The 22,543-nt window shown below is 31.6% G+C and carries 22 protein-coding genes; 8 read left to right on the top strand and 14 right to left on the bottom strand.

All coding sequences use genetic code 11. The features are described from left to right. Positions 1–70: 70 nt before the first annotated feature. The 7 genes from L988_RS02240 (at position 71) to L988_RS02210 (ending at position 6,996) form a co-directional block, all read left to right on the top strand. Positions 71–637 (top strand): glycerol-3-phosphate responsive antiterminator, encoded by a 567-nt coding sequence (locus L988_RS02240; protein WP_047381145.1) that lies wholly within the window; start codon positions 71–73, stop codon positions 635–637. Positions 638–742: 105 nt separating this feature from the next. Beyond that, positions 743–1,498 carry an MIP/aquaporin family protein gene (locus L988_RS02235; protein ID WP_047381144.1) on the top strand — a complete coding sequence of 252 codons (756 nt, stop codon included), beginning with the start codon at positions 743–745 and terminating at the stop codon, positions 1,496–1,498. 47 nt (positions 1,499–1,545) lie between these two features. Then, the gene (glpK, locus tag L988_RS02230; protein WP_047381142.1) at positions 1,546–3,039 is read left to right on the top strand and encodes a glycerol kinase GlpK; all 1,494 of its coding nucleotides are present in this window, start codon (positions 1,546–1,548) and stop codon (positions 3,037–3,039) included. A 136-nt stretch (positions 3,040–3,175) separates the two neighbouring features. After that, positions 3,176–4,603 carry an NAD(P)/FAD-dependent oxidoreductase gene (locus tag L988_RS02225; protein ID WP_047381141.1) on the top strand — a complete coding sequence of 476 codons (1,428 nt, stop codon included), beginning with the start codon at positions 3,176–3,178 and terminating at the stop codon, positions 4,601–4,603. Next, the gene (locus tag L988_RS02220) at positions 4,603–5,856 is read left to right on the top strand and encodes an NAD(P)/FAD-dependent oxidoreductase (protein ID WP_047381139.1); all 1,254 of its coding nucleotides are present in this window, start codon (positions 4,603–4,605) and stop codon (positions 5,854–5,856) included. The genes L988_RS02225 and L988_RS02220 overlap by 1 nt, the downstream gene beginning before the upstream one ends. Position 5,857: 1 nt before the next feature. Next, a complete protein-coding gene (locus L988_RS02215; protein WP_047381138.1) occupies positions 5,858–6,202 on the top strand; it encodes a DUF1667 domain-containing protein in 345 nt (114 codons plus the stop codon). A gap of 53 nt (positions 6,203–6,255) precedes the next feature. Continuing rightward, entirely contained in the window at positions 6,256–6,996 is a 741-nt protein-coding gene (locus L988_RS02210) for a tRNA1(Val) (adenine(37)-N6)-methyltransferase (RefSeq protein WP_197053368.1), read from the top strand. A 24-nt stretch (positions 6,997–7,020) separates the two neighbouring features. Here the strand turns inward: L988_RS02210 and L988_RS02205 are convergent, their stop codons facing one another. From L988_RS02205 to L988_RS02140, 14 genes are all read right to left on the bottom strand, one after another. Further along, positions 7,021–7,476, bottom strand: a complete 456-nt coding sequence (locus tag L988_RS02205; protein ID WP_047381133.1) for a bifunctional precorrin-2 dehydrogenase/sirohydrochlorin ferrochelatase — start codon at positions 7,474–7,476, stop codon at positions 7,021–7,023. Continuing rightward, positions 7,466–8,773, bottom strand: a complete 1,308-nt coding sequence (gene hemL, locus L988_RS02200) for a glutamate-1-semialdehyde 2,1-aminomutase (protein ID WP_047381131.1) — start codon at positions 8,771–8,773, stop codon at positions 7,466–7,468. The genes L988_RS02205 and hemL overlap by 11 nt, the downstream gene beginning before the upstream one ends. Position 8,774: 1 nt before the next feature. Next, positions 8,775–9,746 (bottom strand): porphobilinogen synthase, encoded by a 972-nt coding sequence (hemB, locus tag L988_RS02195; RefSeq protein WP_047381130.1) that lies wholly within the window; start codon positions 9,744–9,746, stop codon positions 8,775–8,777. Between the two features lies 1 nt (position 9,747). Beyond that, positions 9,748–11,226 (bottom strand): uroporphyrinogen-III C-methyltransferase, encoded by a 1,479-nt coding sequence (cobA, locus tag L988_RS02190; protein ID WP_047381127.1) that lies wholly within the window; start codon positions 11,224–11,226, stop codon positions 9,748–9,750. Next, positions 11,219–12,118, bottom strand: coding sequence for a hydroxymethylbilane synthase (hemC, locus tag L988_RS02185; RefSeq protein ID WP_047381125.1), 900 nt, complete (start codon positions 12,116–12,118; stop codon positions 11,219–11,221). The genes cobA and hemC overlap by 8 nt, the downstream gene beginning before the upstream one ends. Beyond that, entirely contained in the window at positions 12,118–13,113 is a 996-nt protein-coding gene (hemA, locus tag L988_RS02180) for a glutamyl-tRNA reductase (RefSeq protein ID WP_047381123.1), read from the bottom strand. The genes hemC and hemA overlap by 1 nt, the downstream gene beginning before the upstream one ends. Positions 13,114–13,306: 193 nt before the next feature. After that, a complete protein-coding gene (locus tag L988_RS02175) occupies positions 13,307–14,224 on the bottom strand; it encodes a hypothetical protein (RefSeq protein WP_047381122.1) in 918 nt (305 codons plus the stop codon). Beyond that, entirely contained in the window at positions 14,224–15,258 is a 1,035-nt protein-coding gene (locus L988_RS02170; RefSeq protein WP_369797055.1) for a rod shape-determining protein, read from the bottom strand. The genes L988_RS02175 and L988_RS02170 overlap by 1 nt, the downstream gene beginning before the upstream one ends. 16 nt (positions 15,259–15,274) lie before the next feature. After that, complete coding sequence (locus tag L988_RS02165) at positions 15,275–15,646, bottom strand: Mini-ribonuclease 3 (RefSeq protein ID WP_047381120.1); 372 nt, start codon at positions 15,644–15,646, stop codon at positions 15,275–15,277. Then, a complete protein-coding gene (gene cysS, locus L988_RS02160; RefSeq protein WP_047381117.1) occupies positions 15,634–17,058 on the bottom strand; it encodes a cysteine--tRNA ligase in 1,425 nt (474 codons plus the stop codon). The genes L988_RS02165 and cysS overlap by 13 nt, the downstream gene beginning before the upstream one ends. A gap of 12 nt (positions 17,059–17,070) precedes the next feature. Beyond that, positions 17,071–18,141, bottom strand: coding sequence for a hypothetical protein (locus tag L988_RS02155; RefSeq protein ID WP_047381115.1), 1,071 nt, complete (start codon positions 18,139–18,141; stop codon positions 17,071–17,073). Between the two features lie 21 nt (positions 18,142–18,162). Further along, the gene (locus L988_RS02150) at positions 18,163–18,987 is read right to left on the bottom strand and encodes a nitrilase-related carbon-nitrogen hydrolase (RefSeq protein WP_047381113.1); all 825 of its coding nucleotides are present in this window, start codon (positions 18,985–18,987) and stop codon (positions 18,163–18,165) included. A 17-nt stretch (positions 18,988–19,004) separates the two neighbouring features. Further along, a complete protein-coding gene (gene ispD / locus L988_RS02145; RefSeq protein ID WP_047381112.1) occupies positions 19,005–19,688 on the bottom strand; it encodes a 2-C-methyl-D-erythritol 4-phosphate cytidylyltransferase in 684 nt (227 codons plus the stop codon). Beyond that, the gene (locus L988_RS02140; RefSeq protein ID WP_047381110.1) at positions 19,664–22,003 is read right to left on the bottom strand and encodes an endonuclease MutS2; all 2,340 of its coding nucleotides are present in this window, start codon (positions 22,001–22,003) and stop codon (positions 19,664–19,666) included. The genes ispD and L988_RS02140 overlap by 25 nt, the downstream gene beginning before the upstream one ends. 159 nt (positions 22,004–22,162) lie before the next feature. Between L988_RS02140 and rpmB the strand changes: the two genes are divergently transcribed. Further along, the gene (gene rpmB / locus L988_RS02135; protein WP_047381107.1) at positions 22,163–22,420 is read left to right on the top strand and encodes a 50S ribosomal protein L28; all 258 of its coding nucleotides are present in this window, start codon (positions 22,163–22,165) and stop codon (positions 22,418–22,420) included. Positions 22,421–22,543: the final 123 nt, after the last annotated feature.

Below are 22,543 nucleotides of genomic sequence, written 5' to 3'. Positions count from 1 at the left end.
TGTTTTTTATCTTGACATTTGAAATTAATATAGTATACTTATTATTGATAAGAGACAAAAGGAGATCAAAATGAACTCAAATTTCGAAAAGATTTTAATCAAAAACAATAAGATACTTGCTGTAAAAGATCAACAAACTTTAGATAACGCTCTTTCTAGCACTGCTAAAATCATATTTTTATTGAGTAGCGATATCTGCTCTATCGAGGAAACAACTCGTCTAATTAAAGCTAGTGGAAAGATATGTTTTGTTCATTTAGATATGATACAAGGCCTTAACACAAAAGAGAATTCTGCTATAGACTATCTTAAAGAAAATACTTTTGCCGATGGTGTTATTACAACTAAATCTGGCGTGGCTAAATACGCCCATAAAGTAGGTTTTTTAGTTATTCTAAGATGTTTTTTAATAGATTCACTTTCATTGACTACAACATTTAAACTTTTTAACGAGACATATATTGATGCAATAGAAATTCTACCTGGAGTTATGCCAAAGATTATCGAAAAAATTTCAAAGCAAAGCTCAATTCCTATTATAGCTGGTGGACTTATATCTGATGAAGACGATATAAATTTAGCCTTAAAGAGCGGAGCTGTCGCAATATCCACGACAAAATTAAATATCATAAGTTAATTTAGCTAGAGATATTAGAGAAGCTATTCAATCAAAAGGAATTTCAGATTCTTCTTTTTTTGAATGGCTTTTTTTAATATAAAAAAAATAATATGGGAGGGTATCATGAATGTTTTTGTAGCTGAGTTTATAGGTACTGCAATTCTGGTTTTACTAGGTAATGGTGTTGTTGCAAATGTAGTTTTAAACAAAACAAAAGGAAATAATTCAGGATGGATCGTAATTACTACAGCTTGGGGACTAGCAGTTATGGCTGGAGCATATGCCGTTGGATGGGTTAGTGGTGGACATCTGAATCCAGCACTTACTATTGGTTTTGCTATTGCAGGTCTTTTCCCTAAAAATCTTGTTTTAGGTTATGTCATTGCACAAATCTTAGGAGCAATGCTAGGGCAATTATTAGTATTTTTAACTTACAAAAGACACTACGACGAAACATCTGATGCAGGTTCTATTTTAGCTTCTTTCTCTACTGGTCCTGCTATTAGAGATTTAAAATGGAATTTTATAACTGAAATTATTGCTACTTTTATGCTTGTTTTTGGTTTATTGGCTATCGGTCATATTAATAACCAAGCTTTTACTGCTACACTACCTAACGGAGAATTAATTAAAGGTTTCACTGGAATTGTAGGTCCTTTACTTGCAGGATTCTATATTTGGAGCTTAGGTTTAAGTTTAGGTGGTCCAACTGGTTATTCACTTAATCCAGCGAGAGATCTAGGTCCAAGAATTATACATGCTATTTTACCTATCGCTAATAAAGGAGATTCTGATTGGGGATACTCATGGGTTCCTGTAGCTGGACCTATTGTTGGAGGTATAATTGGAGCGTTGACTTTCGTGGCTGTTTTTAATTAATAGTTTTTATTTTGAATTTTAAATTTCTAAATATTAGGAGGATTTTTATGAAATATATAATTGCATTAGATCAAGGAACAACTAGTTCAAGAGCTATAATTTTTGATGAGCAACAAAATATAATTGCAAGTGCACAAAAAGAGTTTAAACAAATCTATCCTAAAGAGGGATGGGTTGAACACGACCCTATGGAAATATGGGCTAGTCAAAGTGGTGTTTTAGCTGAAGCCATGGCTCAATCAGGAGTATCTCAGCATGATGTTATCGGTATTGGTATCACAAACCAAAGAGAAACTACAATCGTTTGGAATAAAGTTACTGGTAAACCTGTTTATAACGCTATTGTTTGGCAATGTAGAAGAACAGCCCACATCTGTGATGATTTAAAAGCTAAGGGATTAGCTGAATATATAAGAGACAACACTGGATTAGTTGTTGATGCTTATTTCTCTGGAACTAAAATTAAATGGATTTTAGATAATGTTGAAGGAGCTAGAGAACAAGCTGAAAGAGGAGAACTTCTTTTTGGTACTGTTGACACTTGGTTAATTTGGAAACTTACTAACGGTAAATCACATGCAACAGATTATACAAATGCATCAAGAACAATGATATATAATATAAAAGATCTTTGCTGGGATGAAAAGCTTTTAGACGAATTAAACATTCCAAAATCTATGCTACCTGAAGTTAAGGATTCAAGTGGAACATTTGGTTATGCTAATCTTGGTGGAAAAGGTGGACATAGAATCCCTATTTGTGGGGTTGCCGGAGATCAACAAGCTGCTTTATTCGGTCAAGCTTGTTTTGAAAAAGGAGAAGCTAAAAACACTTACGGAACTGGATGCTTCATGCTTATGAATACAGGTGAAAAAATGTATCAAAGTAAAAATGGACTTCTAACTACAATCGCTATTGGATTAGATGGAAAAGTACAGTATGCCCTTGAAGGAAGTATCTTCGTAGCTGGTGCTGCTGTTCAATGGTTAAGAGATGAGTTAAAACTAATAACAGATTCTAAAGATACTGAGTATTTTGCAAGTAAAGTTAAAGATAATGGTGGCGTTTATTTCGTTCCAGCATTTGTTGGATTAGGAACTCCTCACTGGGATATGTATGCTAGAGGGGCAATCTTAGGTCTTACTAGAGGAGCTAATAAAAATCATATTATCAGAGCCACTTTAGAATCTATAGCATATCAAACTAGAGATGTTTTAGAAACTATGCAAGCTGACTCTGGAATTGAATTAAAAGCACTTAAGGTCGACGGTGGAGCATCTGCTAATAACTTCTTAATGCAGTTCCAAGCCGATATAATAGGTAAAGAAGTTCATAGACCATCTACAGTTGAAACAACAGCATTAGGAGCAGCTTACCTTGCTGGTCTTGCAGTTGGATTCTGGAATGATAAAAATGAGATTAAGAAAAACTGGTGTTTAGAAACTACTTTCTCTCCTAACATGAACGAAGAAGAGAGAAATTTAAAACATAAAAAGTGGAAAAAAGCTGTTGAAAGATCTTTAAATTGGGAGCTTGACTAATTAAAAAAAAAGTAGTATAGTTAGATTAGAAATTAAATATTAGCAATAGAGATGAAGAGAGCTAAAAAGTGTTGGTAACGCAGTTACCACCTTTTTGTGCTCTCTTTTTTGCTATCAAAAACTAGGAGGGAATTTTATGTATGATATTTTAATCATTGGTGCTGGTATTGTTGGAACTGGTATCGCAAGAGAGCTTTCTAAGTATAAACTTAAAGTTGCAATTTTAGAAAAAGATACAGATGTATCTAATGAAACAACAAAAGCCAATAGTGCTATAGTACACGGTGGATACGATGCTAAAGAGGGATCACTTATGGCAAAATTAAATGTTTTAGGTAACTCTTTATATGAAGATTTGTGCAATGAGCTTTCTGTTCCATTCAAGCGTAACGGTTCGCTTGTTTTAGCATTCAATGAAGAAGAGGCAGAACATTTAAATGTTCTTTACAATAGAGGTATCATAAATAAAGTTCCTGGCCTAAGTATTATCACTCAAGAAAAACTAAGAGAATTAGAACCAAATGTGGATGATAAAGCTATTGCTGCTCTTCATTGTGCTTCAGCAGGAATCGTTTCTCCTTGGGAGTTTGCAGAAGCTCTTATAGATAATGCTGTTGAAAACGACGTAGATCTTTTCCTAAATACAACAGTTAAAAATATCGTAAAAAAGGATGAAGTTTTCGATGTTCACACTGATAGTGGAATATTCCACACTAAATATATTTTCAACTGTGCTGGTGTTCATGCAGATTTAATTCACAACATGATTGCTCCTGAATCATTTAAAATTCTACCAAGAAAAGGGGAATATTTTGTTCTTGATAAAAATCAAGGAAAAAGAGTTAATCAAACAGTTTTCCAATGTCCTTCAAAATTAGGAAAAGGTATTTTAGTTACTCCAACTGTTCACGGAAATCTTTTAGTTGGCCCTGATGCTCAAGATATAGATAATAGATATGATGTTTCAACTGCAACTGACAGACTTGAATATATTAAGTTCAAAGGTAGTCACTCTATTAAAGATATCAACTTTAGAGAAAATATAAGAACTTTTGCTGGAATAAGAGCTGAATCTGATAGAGGTGATTTTATAGTTGAAGAGTCTTCTGTAAAAGGTTTCTTTGATATCGCTGGTATAAAATCTCCAGGGCTTTCTGCTGCTCCTGCTATAACTCTAGCAGCGATAGAGCTATTAAAAAATTCAGGTGCTACTCTTTCACCAAAAGATAATTTTATAGCTCCAAGAAAACATACTCTTTTCATGCATCTTTCTGCAGAGGAAAAAGCTAAAAAAATAGCTGAGGATGATAGATTCGGAAGAATGATTTGCAGATGTGAAATGATTACAGAGGGTGAGATAGTTGAAGCTATACATAGACCAGTTAAAGCCACTACTATGGATGCTGTAAAAAGAAGATGTAGACCTGGATCTGGTAGATGTCAAGGCGGATTCTGTGGTCCTAGAGTCCAAGAGATTATAGCTAGAGAATTAAATAAAGATATTAAAGATGTTATCTTAGATAAAGCTAATTCATACATTCTAACAGAGGAGTTGAAGAAATAATGAGATATGATGTTGTTGTTATAGGTGGAGGTCCCGCTGGTCTTGCAGCTGCTAAGTCAGCTTATGAAAATGGCGCTAAAAATATTGTAATTCTAGAAAGAGATAAAGAGTTAGGTGGTATTTTACAACAATGTATTCATAATGGATTTGGTCTTCATAGATTCAAAGAGGAGTTAACTGGTCCTGAATACGCTCAAAAATATATTGAATTTGTTAAACAATACCCGATTGAAATAAAATTAGAAACTATGGTATTAAATATATCTAAAGAGAGAGTTATCTCTATGATTAACCCTATCGACGGTTACCAAGAGATTGAAGCTAGCTCTGTTATCCTAGCTATGGGATGTAGAGAGAGAACTAGAGGTGCAATAGCCATCCCTGGAGAAAGACCTTCCGGAATATTTACAGCTGGAGCTGCTCAAAGATACATAAATATGGAAGGATATATGGTTGGAAAAAAAGCAGTCATCCTTGGAAGTGGAGATATTGGACTTATTATGGCAAGACGTCTAACTTTAGAAGGAGCTAAAGTTGAGGCTGTTGTTGAACTTATGCCATTTTCTGGTGGACTAAACAGAAACATTGTTCAATGTCTTGATGATTTTGATATCCCTTTACTCCTATCTCATACAGTTATCGATGTTAAAGGAAAGGATAGATTAGAAAAAGTTGTTGTTGCTAAAGTAGATGAAAATAAAAAACCAATTCCTGGAACAGAGATTCATTACGACTGCGACACTTTACTTCTTTCTGTTGGATTGATTCCAGAAAACGACCTTTCAAAAGAAGCTGGAGTTATTCTAGACAATAGAACTAGCGGTCCTATTGTTAGTAACTCAATGGAAACAAGTATTCCTGGTGTATTTGCCTGTGGAAATGTTGTTCATGTTCATGATTTAGTTGACTTTGTAAGTGAAGAGGGTGAAAGAGCTGGAAAGTTCGCTGCATGTTACATTGCAGAAGAGAATTGTAAGATAGAGAATGTTTCAAATCTTAAAAATGGAGATGGAATTGTTTATACTGTTCCACAAGTTATTAATTTAGATAATCTACAAAACAAACTTGAAATTTTTATGAGAGTTAATAATGTCTATAAAAATAAAAAAATTGTGATTCGAGAGGGTGACAATGTAATTGCAAGTTTTAAAAGAGCTCATCTAGCTCCTGGAGAGATGGAAAAAGTTCTGTTACCAGAAGTTTTATTGAAGAGAATTTCTAAAGATATTATTATAGAGCTACAGGAGGCTTAAGATGAAAGAGATGATTTGTATTTTATGTCCTATGGGATGTCATTTAAATATAGATGTTGAAAATAACTACAAAGTTACTGGTAACTCTTGTCCTAAAGGAGAGGTTTATGGAAAAGAGGAGTTAATAGCTCCCAAAAGAGTTGTAACATCTATTGTCAGAGTTTATGGTGGAATCCACCATATGGTTCCTGTAAAAACGGATAAACCTATACCTAAAGAGTTGGTTTTTGATTGTATGGAACTCTTAAAAGATATAAAAATAGAGTCTCCTAAAAAGGTTGGAACTGTTGTTTTAGAAAATATCTTAGGAACTGGATCAAATATTGTTTTAACTAGAGATATATAGATTTTATTTTCCTACCTTTTTTGTTATAATAACTTTGGAGGTAGGAAATGATTATTAATGAAAACGAAGTTATAAATAACTTATTAAATAAAAATTTAAAGATTATTCAAAGACCTGATTTTTTTAATTTTTCTTTGGATTCTCTACTGATATCAAACTTCATCTCTTTAACTAGAGGAACTAAGAAAATTTTGGATTTAGGAACTGGAAATGGAGCTATACCTCTATTTCTTTCACAAAGAACAGATGCTAAAATTACTGGAATTGAAATACAAGACGTTTCAGCTGATTTAGCTTTAAGAAATGTTGAGCTAAACAATTTGAGCGAACAAATTTCTATTATCCATGACAATATGAAAAATTGGAACAGATATTTACAGCATGGTTCTCAAGATGTTGTAGTTACAAATCCACCTTTTTTCAAATTTCATGGCAATGAAAACCAGTTGAATGATCTTGATCAACTCACTCTTGCTAGACATGAGATTACTATAGATTTAGATGGATTGATTGAAGTTGCATCAAAACTTTTAAAAGATAAGGGCTATTTTGCTATGGTTCATAGACCTGACCGTTTTTTAGAGATTATTGATACAATGAGAAAATATGGAATTGCACCTAAAAGAGTTCAATTCTGTCATTCAAAAATTGATAAACCAGCTAAAATACTTCTAATTGAAGGAATTAGAAATGGAAAAGATGCTCTTAACATTTTACCTCCATTCATCTCTCATGATAATGATGGTAAATACTCCCAAGATGTTCTTTGCCTATTTGAAGACTTTAAAAAATAAAAAGACTAGGTAAACTAGTCTTTTTTATTTCACTCTATTTTTCAAATACTCTATTAACTCTTTTTTCAATTTTACAGATTCTCTTGGATTTCCTTTTGCTGAAACTGCAATTTGATACTCATTTGTATCTATATGTGCTGTAAATCTAGCTGACATATAAACCTTTGATGTTATATTATTTACTAAAATATTATTATCTTCACAAAGGTCTACTATCATCTCATTTAGATTTTCATCATCTGTTGCTGCTACAACTAAAAACTTATCTTTTATATCTTCAACTTTAAAAACTCTTTTTTCTGCTTCAATATCCAGTTCAACAATTTCAGGCAGGATATAAGGAGCTACAACAATAACTCTCGCACCATACTCTACCAAACTTTTAACCTTTCTTAAAGCTATATTTCCTCCACCTACAACTAAACACTCTTTATTTGTTAAATCTATAAATAAAGGAAAAAAAGACTTTCTACTTTCCATTAAGTTCACCAATTTTTTTAAATGCTAACTCTATAACTTCTAAAGTTTTATCCAAATCCTCTTTAGAGTGTTCTATTGAAACAAAGTGGGCTTCATATTTTGAAGGTGGTGCTATAACTCCATTATCTAATAAAGTATTGAAATATACTGAATAATGCTCTGTATTAGAATCGATAACATGATTTAAAGCTGTCACTTCTTCTAAATTTGTAAAGAAAATCGTAAATAGAGAACCTAATCTGTTTATCTTAATAGGCACCTCATATTTCTCTCCTAACTCTTCAATTTTATCAGTTATATAAACTACTTTTTCTTCCAATTCCTTATAAAGAATCTCTTTATTTTTCATTAAATAGCTTACCATTTCAAATCCGGCTCTTACAGCTACCGGATTTCCTGATAAGGTTCCTGCATGATAAACTCTTCCTACAGGGGCAATCATATCCATAATCTCTTTTTTTCCACCAAAAGCACCTACAGGATATCCCCCTCCTATTATCTTTCCTAATGTTGTTATATCTGGAGTTATTCCATAGTACTCTTGTGCTCCACCAAGAGCTACTCTAAACCCTGATATTACTTCATCAAATATAAGAAGTGTTCCTGTCTCTGTACAAATATCTCTCATAGCTGTTAAAAACTCTTTCGAGCTATCTATCAATCCCATATTAGCTGGAACTGGCTCCATTATTAAAGCTGCAACCTCTTCACTTTCTAAAATTGCTCTTACTCCTTCAACATCACCAAACTTAGCAACTAAAGTATCTTTTAAAACACCCTCTGTTATTCCATTACTATCTTGGTATCCATCTGTTAAAAGTCCTGAACCCGAGCTCACTAAAAGTGAATCTGAATGCCCATGGTAACATCCTTCAAACTTCAGTATTTTATTTCTATTTGTGAAAGCTCTTGCGACTCTAACTGCAGCCATTGTAGCTTCTGTTCCCGAAGTAGTAAATCTGATCATATCCATAGATGGGTAACACTTACAAACTAACTCTGCTAACTCTACTTCCATCTTTGTTGGTAATCCAAACGAACTTCCAAGCTCAATAGCTTCTCTAACACCATTTAAAACTATCTCATTATTGTGTCCTAAAATTAACGGCCCCCATGAACAAATATAATCTATATATTCATTTCCATCCTCATCATATACTTTAGATCCTTTTCCTCTATTTACAAAAATAGGGTATGTTTTATCTACTGATTTAAAAGCTCTAACCGGACTATTCACTCCACCTGGAATAATCTTTACAGCTCTTTCATATATCTTTTCTGAATTACTGTATCTCATATTAAACTCCTCTTTTTAACCATTTTGCCACATCTTTAGCATGATATGTTATTATTATATCTGCTCCTGCTCTTCTCATAGCATACATATTTTCCATTACAACTTTCTCTTCATCTATCCAACCATTCTCTGCTGCAGCTTTAACCATCGAATATTCTCCACTCACATTATAAATAGCTACTGGATTATTTATTGCGTCTGCCACCCCTTTAACTACATCTAAATATGGCATCCCTGGTTTTACCATTATTATATCTGCACCTTCATCTAAATCATTTTGAACCTCAATCATATAGTCTTTAGAATTTCTGAAATCCATTTGATAACTTTTTCTATCTCCAAAAGATGGTGCTGAATCTGCAGCTTCTCTGAAAGGTCCATAATACGCTGAGGCGTATTTAACACTATAAGACATGATTGGTAAATTTATAAATCCATTTTCATCTAAAATTTCTCTTATTGCACCAATTCTTCCGTCCATCATATCTGAAGGAGCAACTATATCTGCTCCAGCCTTAGCATGTGATAGTGCCACTTTTTGAAGAAGTTTTAACGTTTCATCATTTAAAAGTTCTTCTCCTCTTAAAATTCCACAGTGCCCATGAGAAGTATACTCACAAAGACAAACATCTGTCACTATCAAAAATTCTGGATACTTAGATTTAATGAATCTTATAGCTTCTTGAACAACTCCTGTTTCATTGTATCCTTCACTACCAACTAAATCTTTTTTCTTCGGTATTCCGAAAAGAAGCAGTGATTTTATTCCTAACTCTTTTAGCTCTTTTAACTCCTCTTCTAATCTATCTATAGATATTCTAAACTGTCCTTTCATAGATGAAATTTCAACTTTTATATTCTCTCCCTCCTCTATAAACAAAGGATAGATTAGATTATCCAAAGAAAAATCTATATTTTTAACTAAATCTCTCATAGTTTGAGAAACTCTCAATCTTCTGGTTCTATTAAACATACTACTTTTCATCTCCTATTATAGATATAACACCATCTACATCAAAAACTTTTGCTTCTAAAGATACTTTATAACCTAACTCTAACATAGTCTTTGTTGTTACAGGACCTATCGATACAAGTTTTTTGCTATCTAAAAGCGATAAATCTCCCTCTATACTTTCATGGAAAGCCTCAACCGTCGATGAACTTAAAAATGTAATATACTCCACTTCATTTAGCATAGACTCCACTTTATCTTTTGAATGAATATTTTTTCCAGTTTTATAAACTACTAACTTATGAAACTCTCTATTGTAGTCTTCACTCCATTTCTCACACTTTGCTGGAGAGATATCTGAAGTTACAAATAAAACTTTATCTCCATCCTTCGTAAAATTAACAACCTCTTTTGCTAACTCTGTACCCATATATTTTTCTGGTATAAAATCAGGTATTATTTTATACTCCCTTAATAGTTCATCTGTCTTAGCTCCAACCACACCAATTTTCAAATGCCCTAATGATCTAATATCTTTTACCTTTTCCATAAAGTATTTAACTCCATTTGGTGAGTTAAACAAAATTGCACTATACTCTTTCAACTCTCTTTCATCAAAAGATTCTGCACTCTCAATATTTATAAAAGGTAACTCTCTTACTGTAGCTCCCTTAACTCTTAATTTCTCAGAAAACTCTGTAGCTTGTTTTTCATCTCTTGTCACTAAAACTTTCTTTCCTGAAAGTGATTGATTTTCAAACCACTTAAATGTTTCTCTCATATTAACAACATCACCAATTATAGTTATTGCAGGCGGAACAATTTTTTCCTCTTTTGCTTTTTCTACTATATCTTTTAAAGTTCCAACTGTAACTCTTTGGTTCTCACTCGTTCCTTTTTCTATAACTGCCACTGGTGTATCTGGATTTTTACCATTACTTATTAAATCTCCTGTGATTAAATCTAAATTTTTAATTCCCATTAAAAATACAAGAGTTCCATCTAATTTTGCTATTGTCGAAAAGTCATGCCACTCGCCATTTTCCATTGTATGACCTGTGAATACATGGAATGACCTTGCTAGCCCTCTATGAGTCACAGGGATCCCTGCATATTCAGGTACAGCTATTGATGAACTTATTCCTGGAACAATTTCAAATGGAATAGAGTGTTTTACTATCTCCTCTATCTCCTCTCCACCTCTACCAAATACAAAAGGATCTCCACCTTTAACTCTCGCTACCACTTTACCCTCTAAAGCTTTTGAAGCCAAAGTCTTATTTATTTCATCTTGGATTACTCCACCTTCCGTATTTCCTTTTCCTAAATAGATCATCTCTGCTGATGGCTTAGCTAATTTTAAAACCTTTGGATCTATCAATCTATCATAAACTACACAATCTGCTTCCTCTATACATCTTTTTCCTTTTAGTGTCAATAAATCTATATTTCCGCAGCCTGCACCTATTATGTATACTTTCCCCATTTTTTTATTAACCATTTATTTTCTCCCTTATTTTCGCAGCTAATTTATGAGCAATCTCTTTACCTAAAACTCTCTCCTCTAAAACTTCAGCTTTATACATTATATCCTCATGGCAGTAAACACCTTTTAAAGATATTTTATCTCCAACTCTTTCTCCCGAACACCCCATTGGAGTATGGCACCCTCCATCGAAAATCTTTGAGAACTCTCTTTCTATATCTACAATCTCCTCTATTTCAGGATTATGAATACTCTTTAAAATAGTTCTTATATATTCATCATTTTCTCTACACTGAATGTGTAAAGCTCCTTGAGCTGGTGCCGGCATCATTAGTTCACAATCTAACTGTTCAGTTATTCTATCTTTTAGTCCAACTCTTTTAAGTCCTGCCGCTGCTAAAAGGATAGCATCATATTGTCCCTCATCAAGTTTTTTTAATCTTGTGTGGATATTTCCTCTCAATTGCTTTATCTCTAAATCTGGTCTTAGAGTTTTCAATCCCATAGTTCTTCTTAAAGAACTTGTACCTACTATCGCTCCAATTGGTAACTCCAATAATTTTTTTCCAGTTCTAGATACAATTACATCCCTATTATCTTCTCTGTCTGGTGTAGCTCCACATATTAATCCTGATGGTGATATTATCGGCATATCCTTCATTGAATGTACAGCTATATCTACTGTCCCATCTAACAATTCATGCTCGATCTCTTTTGTAAAGAAACTTTTAAGTGATTTATCACTGTTGTTCCAGTTACTTACTAAATCCTTATCCCCACTCGTCACAATTACCTTTATCTCAAACTTTAGCTCTGGATAATTATTTTGTAATCTTCCTTTTATCATTTCACTTTGAGCTAACGCCAATATACTTCCTCTACTTCCAATTACGATTTTTTCTTTCATTATGCAATCCCTTCTTTGTATTCAAACCATTTTTTTAAGTTTATCATCTGTTCACTAAGCATATATTCATATTTAGTTAATAAATTCTCTCTATTTTCTAAATTTTCATAATAAACTCCCCAAACATCATCTATATTGTATAAATTTATATTTCCTAAATCATTTAATTCCTCTTCAATATCCCTTGGAACAGCTAAATCTAAAAATATATACTCTTTATCCTCATTTAAAAGTGGAAGTATTTCCTCTTTCTTTATAATGGCATGAGGTGCTGATGTTGCAGATATTATTATATCACTTTTTGCTACCTCTTCTAATTTATTTTCAAAACTAATAACATCCGCATTGTATATATTACTCACTTCTAAAGCTTTATGATAACTTCTATTTGTAATTGTTAGACTACTATACTCCTCTTTTGTTATAAGTTCCATTATATCTCTTGCTAAATCTCCGACTCCTAATATCAAAATCTTTTTATCTTTTAAGTCGGTAACTTTATTTTTTATAAACTTCAATGATATCGCTTCTAAAGATAGTGCATTATGGCATATCTTACTTTTATTTCTAAATTTCTTTCCAAGTTCAATAGCTTTATTAAAAATCACATTTATATTCGAACTCGAGATTTTATTTTCCATACTTGTAAGTTGAGCTTTCTTTATCTGAGCTAGAATTTGGTCCTCACCTTTTATCACAGATTCAAATCCGCAGGTAACTCTAAACAGATAATTTACAGCTTCATGCCCCTGTTTTATAAAGATATCTTCTAGACCAACATCTTTTCTAAACTTTTCTAATGAGTAGTTTTTATCTAAATGAAGATAATATTCTACTCTTAAGCAGGTAGACAGGTTTACATATCCCACAATCTTCCCATCCTTGAACAATCGTTCAACTAAAGATGTCGGATCATTTTGTATAAAGTTTTCTCTTTGGCATAAATCTAAACTTTGATGTGTTATACCAAAAACAATAAAATTTTTAAAATACATCTAGATTCCTTCTCTCCATGATTTATTAATTACATATATATTATAATACTTTTTTTAAATTATTTTAAGCCTATTTTCGAAAAAATCATATTATTTTTGAATGAAAAATATGTAAACCATCAATAAGTATTATAACAAGTATGCACGATACATAAATAATATAAATGAAAGAGAGTGATTTCTAATCACTCTCTTAAATGTTTGTATAAAATATTGTCAGCAGATTTTTTAAATTTATAGAGCTTTTTGCCATATTTTTTAATTCTAATAATTTTTCTAAATTTTTATTTCTATTTCCAACTAAAGATAAAGTGTAAGTTAAAACATCTCTTATTAACTCTCTGTCATTTGTACTTAATAAAATCTCATCTATAAAATATAGCTTATCTACTAAAGTTAGATACTCTTTTGTATTTATAAAATCTCTTATCGATTTATACATTTCAACTTTATAATAAAATTCATCTGTATCTATATAATTTTTTATATTACTTCCTATTTTTTCAAACGAACACCCTTCTTTCAAATCTATTGAAGTTGAATTTTTATAAAAATCAAGCTCTTTTGATTTTCCTAAAAAGAAATTATATTCATCTTCCTCTACTCCAATCTCTAAATAAGTTTCACGAATAAAATTTACTAGAATCGATCTCGATTTTATAGTTGGTAATATGTTTAAACCAGATGACATCAATATAAAGAAACTTCCTGAATTTGGTTCCTCTATAAGTTTTAATAAAGCATTCGCTGATTCTTTTCTTAACTTTTCAATATCTCTAATAAGATATATTCTTCTTTTTCCTTCGTATGAAGTCGTAGAATCTTTATATGCAAGCTCTCTTATTTTTTCGATTTTAATTCCTGTTATATCGTCTAAAACCTCTAAATCACCATGAGTTTCACTCTCTATTCTGATACAACTCTCACATACTCCACAAAAGTCATCTATATAATTACTGCAATTTAAGCTCTTTGCAAAAGCTTTTGCAAACTTTTTTAAAAGCTCTCTATCAGCACCATAAAATAGATACGTTCCTGCCTCTCTACCAAAATTAAGTTCTTTTTGAAGAAAATCGATAGCTTTTTTATTTGAGCTAAAATCTTTAAACATTATCTTTCGGCCTTCTCAATTTTTCTCAATACAGAGATTTGATCTAATGCCATTCCTGCACCTTTTACAACACTTTCTAATGGTGAATCTGCTAATCTTACATTCAATGATGTGTGTTTAGATATAAGCTCAGGGAAGTTTCTAATTAGAGAGCCTCCTCCTGCCATAACTATTCCTCTATCAATTATATCAGCAGCTAACTCTGGTGGAGTTTTCTCTAATACATCTTTTACACATGTTACAATCTCCATTAAAGAATCCATTATAGCTTCTCTAATCTCCTCTGAACCAACTGTAACTGACTTAGGAAGACCTGTTATTAAATCTCTTCCTTTTATTGTCATAGTTTCCTCTTCAGCTAAAGGAATAGCTGTTCCTATTTGCATTTTTATACTTTCAGCTGTTTTATCTCCAATTAATAAAGTATGAGTCTTCTTAATATATTTTATTATATCCATATCAAAATTATTTCCAGCTGTTCTAATTGTTTTACTTACAACTGTTCCACCTAATGAGATTACAGCCACGTCTGTAGATCCCCCTCCGATATCAACAATCATATTTCCTTCTGGTGCTGATATATCAATTCCAGAACCTAAAGCTGCTGCTCTTGCTTCTTCTATTAAGTAAGCCTTCTTAGCTCCTGCTGATAAAGTAGCTTCTAAAACCGCTCTTTTCTCTACTCCTGTAACATCAATCGGTACACAAATCATAACTTCTGGCATGAATAGAGAGTATTTTCCAAATACTTTTTTTATAAAATATTTTATCATTGCTTCTGTTATATCATAATCAGCAATAACTCCTTCGCTTAAAGGTTTTACTGCAACTATTGAGTCTGGTGTTTTTCCTAGCATATCTTTAGCTTCATTTCCAACAGCTAGAACTTTTCTGCTTTCTCTTTCTACTGCAACAACAGATGGTTCATTTAATATTATTTTTCCATGTTTTTTACTATATACTAATGTATTTGCTGTTCCTAAATCTATTCCTATACTTCTGCTAAATCCAGGTAGTTTCAATTTGAATCCCACTTAATATCACTTCTCCTTAATCTAAGTTTTTTTCAACTATTTTTTTTATCTCTTCAAATTTTCCTTCGGCATACAAAGCACCAATTAGAGCTTCGAATGCTGTAGCCTCTTTATACTCCATGACAGTACATGACTTAGGGAATGTTTTTATATTACTATTTTTAGCTCTATTTACAAGTCCTAACTTCTCTTCATCTAAGTCATCAATTATATTTTTCAAATATTTGCTTTGAACTTGTGCATTTACGTGTTCTTTAACAAGTCTATTTAGATTTTTTATATTATAACCTTTATTTATAAAATATGTTCTTATAGAAAGTTCCCATACAGAGTCACCTAAATATGCTAAAACTAATCCATTTGCTTCACGCACATTTAAATTGACCATGTTGTTTTTTCCTTTCCGTCTTTTATTTTTATTCCCATCTCTAAAAGTCTATCTCTTACTTTATCTGAGAAAGTCCAATCTTTATTGTCTCTAGCTTCTCTTCTTAATTCTAATAAGAACTCTATCAATTCAGTTGTCATATTTCCTACTTGAACCTCTACTTTTAGTAAAACTCCAAACACATTTTCCATTACATCTCTTATATATTCAACTGTTGCTTCAATAGCTTCAAATCCAGCTTTTGATATTTTCTCCTCTTCAGCAGCTTTATTTAACTCTTTTACAAGTTCAAATATAGCTCCGATTCCACCCGCTGTATTGAAGTCCTCGTCCATACATTTTACAAATTTATCTTTTGATATTTCCAACATTTGAGCTAGTTCTGTTAAATCAGAACCACCATCAACTGGCTTAGATGTTAACTTCTCTTTTCCTCTAGTTACAGCATTCTCTATTCTCTCTAATCCTGCTTTGCTTTGAATTAATTCATTGTCAGAGAAATCAATCGGTTTTCTATAATGAGAACTCAGAATAAAGAATCTAACAACTCTTCCTTCGAATTGCTCTAAAACCTCTCTTAAAAGGAAGAAGTTTCCTAGAGATTTTGACATTTTTTCACCTTTTACATTTATGTAACCATTGTGTATCCAGTATCTAGCAAACTCTCCACCTGTTCCACATTTTGATTGAGCTATTTCGTTCTCATGGTGAGGGAATATAAGATCTTGTCCTCCTCCATGGATATCAAACGTTGGTCCTAAGTATTTGTTAGACATTGCTGAACACTCTATATGCCAACCTGGTCTACCTTTCCCCCAAGGCGAGTTCCAGAACGGTTCTCCCTCTTTTGCAGCTTTCCAAAGAGCAAAATCTAATGGAGCTTTCTTTATCTCAGATACATCTATTCTTGCACCACTTTGTAAGTCATCTATACTTTGTCCAGATAACTCTCCATACTCACTCTTATAGCTATTTACATCAAAGTATACATCTCCTTGAGATTCATATGCGTATCCTTTTTGGATTAAAGTTTTTATGATTTTTATCATATCACCGATATGCTCTGTAGCTTTTGGTCTAATCATTCCCTCTTCTTTTAAATTAACTTTTGCTGTATCCTCAAAATAAGCATCGATATATTTTTTAGCTACATCCTCAAGAGTTATTCCCTCTTCGTTAGCTCTTTTTATCATTTTATCATCAACATCAGTAAAGTTTTGAACGTACTTTACTTTATATCCTCTAAATTCAAAATATCTTCTAACCGTATCAAAGAATATTGCTGGTCTTGCATTTCCTATGTGAATATAGTTATAAACTGTAGGACCACAAACATACATCGATACCTCTCCCTCTTTTAGAGGTTTAAATATTTCTAGTTCGCCTTTAAGCGTGTTATATATTTTTATCATCTTTTTAGCCTCCTATTTAACTGCCTTTAATAGATTAAGAGTTGTTTCTTCATCTAAAGTTGTACTTATTTTTAATCTATTATCCTGTGCTAATCCTTTCAACTCAACTTTCCCTATCTCTTTATCTTTGATCTTAATATCTAGATAACTATAAATAAACTGCTTCGAAGAGATATTTACATCAATAAGATTTTCTTTTGGTAAACTCTCCAATCTCTTATCATCTTTAGGAACATTTATATTTACTTTTGAAGCAACACCATCTATAAAACTATTTCTGAAGAAATAGTTTAAGAAAAATAAAAATGATCTTAACTCTGCATCTCTTGAACTTCTTAAGTATAACTTATTTTTTTCAACAACTCTGTCACCTGATAAATTATCGTCTTCAATTCCATTAAAACTCTTTATAATATCATTTTTTCCACCAATATTAGCAGTTAATATTACTTCGTTTTTTAAATTTACATCTCCTGTTAAAACAAGTTCATCAAATCCTCCTAAAGGATTTTTTCCAAGATTTAAAATTAACATTCCTAAGTTATTGTTATTTTCTCTATCCAATATCTTTATTATATTTTGATTAAAATATCTTTCACTTTTTAATGCTTTCTCTATATCCTTTTCTCTTGTTGCAACTAAGAAATTTCCCTTTTCTATTTTTAAATAAAGTCTCTCTCCATTGAAATATTTCTTTTTATACTCCTCTTTTAATAGATACATATCATCTGCTTTATCAAAATATGTTTCTACTCTAAATTTCATCAAAGGATAAAGATATCCAAAGTCAACTATTCCAACAGCCGTTTTTTTATCAGATATAAAACTACTATCCGACAATATGTAAAGTCCTTTTATATATTTTAATCCCTCTTTCATACTATCGTCAACATTAAAATCAGCTTTATTTAAAAGTTCTATTAGATTTTCAAAATCTTTATGGTTTATATCCTCATTTACATAAGCTAAGTTTATTCTATCGCTTAAATAAACCCTTGGATTTTCTTTTGTAGCATAAAAAATTCCTGCTAAAATAGATAATCCACAAAAGATACTCAGTGTTACTTTTAAAGTTCTATTCATCGGTACTCCCTTTCAATAAATCTATCTACTTTTTTTAATTCTTTTTAATTCACTTAGTACTAAATCTATTTTTTCATTTTTACTCGATCCCGATGCAAATCTAACCTTTGCTACTTCTCTTTTATTTATTAAGATATTAGCTCCATCCTCATTAAAATACTCTAATCTTTTTATTGTATCACCCGATGGATTTATCGCTAAACTTCCTCCCCAGAAGTTAACTCCATCCTCTACTCCAACTCTATTTACCATTAAAGTGAAACACGCGTTACTTACAGATGTTGTTTTACAAATCGATTCCCAAAGATTTCCAATCTCTAGTCCTTTATTTGTAAATCTTGTTGGACTGTTTGCTATAACAAAAATGGTATGTGCTCCATCTTGACCTAAAATATACGAACTACTTTGATGGAATATATCTTCGCATATTAACATCCCTACTCTTCCAAACTTTGTATTAAAAGCTCTTATGCTATCTCCCTCTCTAAAATATCTTCCCTCATCAAAAAGACCATAAGTTGGTAGATAAACCTTTCTGTGTTTATGCTTTAGTTCTCCATCTTCTAAGTAAAATGCTGTGTTATAGTGATATAAATCTTCTCCTAATTCAACCGCTCCAAATATTATAGAGATTTTCTTAGATAGTTCTATTAGTATCTCAGGTATCTTCTCTATAGCTACATCATATACCATTTCTTCTAATAAATACCCTGTTAAAGATAGCTCTGGAAACACCACTAACTCTGTTCCTTTTTCTATCTCTCTTTCTATTACCTCTACCATTTTACTTAAATTTTTCTCTGTATTCCCCAACATTGGTTTTATTTGAGCCAAAAATACGTTCATCTATCTCTCCTTATCATTTAAAGAAATTTTAAATCCTCTACCGTTGTAATTTTTATATTATCGTAATCTCCTATAATAACTTTTATCTCTTTACCTAATCTTTCCACTAAAGATGAGTCATCCGTTCCTAAAAAGTTATCGTGTCTAGCTTTGTTATAAGCCTCCTTCAATACTTTACCTCTGAAAATTTGTGGTGTATGAACTGCTATATATTGCTCTCTTTTTGGAGTTTCTACAACAACTCCACTTAAATCTACTCTTTTAATAGTATCTTTTAATGGCACTCCCACAACAACTCCAGATAATTCTATATCCTTATCTAAAATCTCTAAACTTTCAGAGAAATATCTCTCTTTTAAAAATGGTCTAACTCCATCCTGTACAGCTATTATACTATTATCTTCACAATATTCCAACGCATTTTCTATAGAATATTGTCTTTCTTTTCCACCTGCTACCACTTTTCTAACTTTTGAAATTTTATATTCTTCACAAGCTTTACTCACAAATTCTATAGAGTCTTCTCCTGTTACAATTACTATATCTTCTATTAAATCACTTTTTTGAGCTACTTCTAAAGCAATAATAAAAAGTGGTTTTCCATCTATCTCTAAAAATTGCTTAGGATACCCTAAATTCATTCTCTTTCCTACTCCTGCTGCTGCAAGAATCAAAGTTATTTTAGAGTCACCACAGTACATCCTATTCCTCCTTCGTTATGTCCTCCAGCTCTGAAGTTTTTAACGTATCTAGATGTTTTTAAGAACTCCATAATTCCGTTTCTTAAAGCTCCTGTTCCTTTACCATGAATTACATATATCTCTGTATATCCATTCATTAATGCTCTATCCATATAAGTTTCTAGCTCATAAATTCCTTCGTCTACAAGTTTTCCTCTTAAATCAACCTCATTTTTTACCTTAGTTTTTGTATGTGCATTTATTGGTCTATACTCTTTTTTCTTTGGTTCAACAACAACTTTAACATCATCCATCGAAACCTCTAATTTTAAAATTCCCGCTTGAATATTAAGTGTTTCTTTATTTAAGTTAATCTTGTTAACTATAGCGTATTGATTTAAACTGTTCACAAATACTCTTTCTCCAACTTTATAATCAATTTTTCTTGCAACCTTTGGTTTTACCTCAACATTCTCACTCTTCTCTTCTTGTAAAGATGTTCTAAGCATATTAAGTTTCTTTTGAACCTCTTTCATATCCTCTTTCGTCTTATCTTCTTTTTGAATTTTATTAACTAGAGCTGCTGCTTTATTTTGCATATCTCTCATCATAGATTCTGCTTTTTCATAAGCCTCTTTTAGGATTTGATTCTTCTCTTTTTCTAAAACTCTTAATTTTTCTTCGTATTCCTCTTTATCTTTTTGAGCTTGAGCCTTTAGTGCGTCAACTTCAATCTGTTTAGCCTCTAACTCTAATGATTTATCCTTGATATTAGAAATCATTTTTTCTACTTTTTTATCCTCATCACTTATATAGCTCTTCGCCTTTTCTATAATAACTTCAGATACTCCAAGTCTTCTAGCTATTGTTAAAGCATTACTCTCTCCGGGTACTCCTATTAACAGTTTGTATGTTGGCGATAACGTCTCTACATTGAATTCCATCGATGCTGTTTCTATATCAATCTCGTTATAACCATAAGCTTTTACTTCACTATAGTGAGTTGTTATCATCGACTTACATTTTTTATCTTTTAGATAATCAATTACAGCCATTGCAAAAGCTGATCCTTCCATCGGATCAGTTCCAGAACCTAACTCATCTAATAAAACTAAAGACGCTTTTGTTACAGAGTTTAGTATATCTTGAATATTCTTCAAATGAGCCGAGAATGATGATAGTGATTGCTCAATACTTTGCTCATCACCTATATCAGCATAAACTCCTCCAAAGAAACCAATACTTGTTTTTTCATCAGCTGGAATTGGTATCCCTGCCAATGTCATAAGAGTTAATAATCCAGCTGTTTTTAAAGCAACTGTTTTTCCTCCTGTATTTGGTCCTGTTATTAAAAGAGTATTATACTCTCTTCCTATTTCAAATGTTAAAGGCACAACTATATTTTGATTTATAAACGGATGTCTAGCCTTCACTAAAGATACCATCTCTTTATTATTTACCTCTGGAATACTACACTTTTTTTCTACTCCATACTGAGATTTTGCGTTCAGTATATCTAAGTACATTATTGCAGCTCCAATCTCATTTATAACTGCAGTGTTTAATCTCACTTGATCTGTTAATCTTAAAAGAATTTTTCTAATCTCTTCTCTCTCTCTAACTTCTAACTCTCTCATTTTATTATTTAACGAGACAATCGATATAGGCTCTATAAAGACAGTTGACCCACTAGATGATCTATCATGTTCAATTCCTTTTATAAGCCCCTTAAAATCAGTTTTAACAGGTATTACGCTTCTTCCATCTCTTGTTGTTATAATCTTTTCTTGGATTGCTTTTGCAAAGTTTGGATTTGTAAATAAATCTTCAAACTTTCTCTTTATATTTGTTACCATATTCTTTTTTTGGAATCTTAACTCTCTCAATTCGATTGATGCATCATCCTTTATATTTCTCTCTGGATCAATCGCTTTATTTATAAGATCTTCAAAATTTTTCAAAGTCGGAATAGAAACAAATCTTGCTCTAAGATTTTTATATTTTTCTAAAGTTTCTAATCTTCCCTTGAATATTCTGAAAATTCTTAAATTTATATTTAATGACCACAAATCTTCTGGCTCTAAATACATTCCTACTAATTGAGATTTTCTTGTTATATTTCTAACATCTTTCATTCCTGCAGGATCAAAGCCACCATCAAACTTTAAAAAATCCATAAAATCATTAACGATATCCAACTCTTTTCTCAATGAATTTATATCTTTAAACGGTTCTAACTCTAAAATTTTCTCTTGATTTTCTTCAATTGTTACATATTGAGTCAGTTCTTCCCTCAATTTACTGAATTCTAATACTTTATAGCTATGAATATTCATTCTACATATCACCTTTTCTATATATATTTTACTCAAATATTATAGCATATTTAATACTTTTTATAAACTATTCCAAATAATTTAAAAAATACCTTGATATTTTCTTTCGATAATGGTATAATTATTTGCATGTTTATAACGAAAGAGAGGTGTAATAGAATGCAAAGATGTGAAATTACTGGAAAAGGAATAACTTTCGGAAATCAAATTTCTCACTCACACAGAGTAACTGGAAGAATTTGGAGACCAAACTTACAAACAACTAAGATCGTTATCAACGGTGTTACTGTTAAAGTTAAAGTTTGTACTAAAACTTTAAAATCTCTAAAGGCTGCTAACGAAGTTGAAGTTATGCAAATCCTTAAAGCAAATGCTAATACTCTAAGCGCTAGACTTAGAAAAATATTAAGCAAATAATGCTTATAAAAAAAGACAGCTTTAAACAACAAAGCCTGTCTTTTTTTTATTTTTTGGTTCAAATGTAACTACTCAGCTGGTAGATTACAAAAAATAAAAAATAGCTAAATAATAGGAGATTTC

Source organism: Cetobacterium sp. ZWU0022, from assembly GCF_000800875.1.
In the GTDB taxonomy this organism is placed as follows: Bacteria; Fusobacteriota; Fusobacteriia; order Fusobacteriales; family Fusobacteriaceae; genus Cetobacterium_A.
This window is presented reverse-complemented; position numbering and strand designations above follow the sequence as displayed.

What these genes read in the sequence shown, in the direction of transcription:
- L988_RS02205 (WP_047381133.1), bottom strand. Translation starts at nt 7,476, where the DNA reads ATGGAAAGTAGAAAGTCTTTTTTTCCTTTATTTATAGATTTAACAAAT.
- L988_RS02150 (WP_047381113.1), bottom strand. Translation starts at nt 18,987, where the DNA reads ATGAACGTATTTTTGGCTCAAATAAAACCAATGTTGGGGAATACAGAG.
- L988_RS02165 (WP_047381120.1), bottom strand. Translation starts at nt 15,646, where the DNA reads ATGGTCAATTTAAATGTGCGTGAAGCAAATGGATTAGTTTTAGCATAT.
- hemC (WP_047381125.1), bottom strand. Translation starts at nt 12,118, where the DNA reads ATGAAAGAAAAAATCGTAATTGGAAGTAGAGGAAGTATATTGGCGTTA.
- L988_RS02140 (WP_047381110.1), bottom strand. Translation starts at nt 22,003, where the DNA reads ATGAATATTCATAGCTATAAAGTATTAGAATTCAGTAAATTGAGGGAA.
- rpmB (WP_047381107.1), top strand. Translation starts at nt 22,163, where the DNA reads ATGCAAAGATGTGAAATTACTGGAAAAGGAATAACTTTCGGAAATCAA.
- hemL (WP_047381131.1), bottom strand. Translation starts at nt 8,773, where the DNA reads ATGAGATACAGTAATTCAGAAAAGATATATGAAAGAGCTGTAAAGATT.
- L988_RS02240 (WP_047381145.1), top strand. Translation starts at nt 71, where the DNA reads ATGAACTCAAATTTCGAAAAGATTTTAATCAAAAACAATAAGATACTT.
- cysS (WP_047381117.1), bottom strand. Translation starts at nt 17,058, where the DNA reads ATGATAAAAATATATAACACGCTTAAAGGCGAACTAGAAATATTTAAA.
- L988_RS02225 (WP_047381141.1), top strand. Translation starts at nt 3,176, where the DNA reads ATGTATGATATTTTAATCATTGGTGCTGGTATTGTTGGAACTGGTATC.
- L988_RS02155 (WP_047381115.1), bottom strand. Translation starts at nt 18,141, where the DNA reads ATGAATAGAACTTTAAAAGTAACACTGAGTATCTTTTGTGGATTATCT.
- hemB (WP_047381130.1), bottom strand. Translation starts at nt 9,746, where the DNA reads ATGTTTAATAGAACCAGAAGATTGAGAGTTTCTCAAACTATGAGAGAT.
- L988_RS02220 (WP_047381139.1), top strand. Translation starts at nt 4,603, where the DNA reads ATGAGATATGATGTTGTTGTTATAGGTGGAGGTCCCGCTGGTCTTGCA.
- L988_RS02175 (WP_047381122.1), bottom strand. Translation starts at nt 14,224, where the DNA reads ATGTTTAAAGATTTTAGCTCAAATAAAAAAGCTATCGATTTTCTTCAA.
- cobA (WP_047381127.1), bottom strand. Translation starts at nt 11,226, where the DNA reads ATGGTTAATAAAAAAATGGGGAAAGTATACATAATAGGTGCAGGCTGC.
- L988_RS02215 (WP_047381138.1), top strand. Translation starts at nt 5,858, where the DNA reads ATGAAAGAGATGATTTGTATTTTATGTCCTATGGGATGTCATTTAAAT.
- ispD (WP_047381112.1), bottom strand. Translation starts at nt 19,688, where the DNA reads ATGTACTGTGGTGACTCTAAAATAACTTTGATTCTTGCAGCAGCAGGA.
- hemA (WP_047381123.1), bottom strand. Translation starts at nt 13,113, where the DNA reads ATGTATTTTAAAAATTTTATTGTTTTTGGTATAACACATCAAAGTTTA.
- L988_RS02235 (WP_047381144.1), top strand. Translation starts at nt 743, where the DNA reads ATGAATGTTTTTGTAGCTGAGTTTATAGGTACTGCAATTCTGGTTTTA.
- glpK (WP_047381142.1), top strand. Translation starts at nt 1,546, where the DNA reads ATGAAATATATAATTGCATTAGATCAAGGAACAACTAGTTCAAGAGCT.